At 65.7% G+C, this 1,218-nt stretch carries 2 protein-coding genes; both read left to right on the plus strand.

Features of this window, described 5'->3' with window-relative positions; translation table 11 throughout:
- On the plus strand, positions 1-614 hold a 614-nt coding region (locus NKI50_RS30475), incomplete at its 5' end, for a TCP-1/cpn60 chaperonin family protein (RefSeq protein ID WP_352718695.1).
- Between the two features lie 121 nt (positions 615-735).
- Positions 736-1,011 carry a sulfite exporter TauE/SafE family protein gene (locus tag NKI50_RS30480; protein WP_023723025.1) on the plus strand — a complete coding sequence of 92 codons (276 nt, stop codon included), beginning with the start codon at positions 736-738 and terminating at the stop codon, positions 1,009-1,011.
- Positions 1,012-1,218 lie beyond the last annotated feature (207 nt).

The following is a 1,218-nucleotide window of genomic DNA, read 5'->3' on the forward strand; positions in this document are numbered from 1 at the left end:
TCAAGCAGCAGATCGAGGAGACCACCTCGGACTACGACAAGGAGAAGCTGCAGGAACGTCTCGCCAAGCTGGCGGGCGGCGTTGCCGTCATCCGCGTCGGCGGTGCGACCGAAGTGGAAGTCAAGGAAAAGAAGGACCGCGTCGATGACGCCCTCAACGCGACCCGCGCGGCCGTCGAAGAAGGCATCGTTCCCGGCGGCGGCGTCGCCCTGCTGCGCGCTTCGCTGGCCATCACCGTCACCGGCGCCAATGCCGACCAGACCGCCGGCATCGCCATCGTTCGCCGCGCCCTGCAGGCTCCGGCCCGCCAGATCGCAGCGAACGCAGGCGCCGAAGCTTCGATCGTCGCCGGCAAGATCCTCGACAACAAGGGCGCGACCTTCGGCTTCAACGCCCAGACCGGCGAATATGGCGACATGATCGCCATGGGCATCGTCGATCCGATGAAGGTCGTGCGCACGGCTCTCCAGGACGCGGCCTCGGTCGCCGGCCTGCTGGTCACCACCGAAGCCATGATCGCCGAGGCTCCGAAGAAGGAGTCGGGTGGCGGCGGCGGCATGCCTGGCGGCATGGGCGGCGGCGGCATGGGCGGTATGGGCGGTATGGATTTCTGATCCAGCCAACCTCCAACTACAGGAAAAGGGCGGCAGCGATGCCGCCCTTTTCTCTGGCGCGGATCCAAGCCGGCTGCCCGATCCACAGGCCTGCATGCGGCGCACTTTATGGCGGACACCAATGACTGAATTCATTCTGTTCGCCATAGTCGGCTTTCTCGCCCAGGCGGTCGACGGTGCGCTTGGCATGGCATACGGCGCGATCTCCTCGACGGTTCTGCTTTCCTTCGGCGTTCCGCCGGCGCAGGCTTCGGCCGCGGTGCACGCGGCGGAAGTGTTCACCACGGCCGCATCCGGCACGGCGCACCATTACCACCGCAATATCGACTGGAAGCTGTTCTGGCGGCTTGCACCGTTCGGCATCCCCTCGGCGGCTGCCTCGGCGCCTTCGTGCTGACCTTGTTTCGACGGCGACATGGTGAAACAGCTCCGGTGGTTCCGCAAGATCCCCAACAATCCGGTTCCTACCTGCCTGGTGGCTCCGCTGGGCGCCGCAGGCGCGTTCCTCCACCGGCCGGTGGATAGTGTCCTGAAGGTTCTGCAAAAAGTTTTGGAGAGAGAACGGCGCTTGCTCTGAAGGGCGAGCGGCCATGGCACGGTGGTG

The organism is Mesorhizobium sp. M0563, from assembly GCF_040321065.1.
GTDB lineage: Bacteria > Pseudomonadota > Alphaproteobacteria > Rhizobiales > Rhizobiaceae > Mesorhizobium.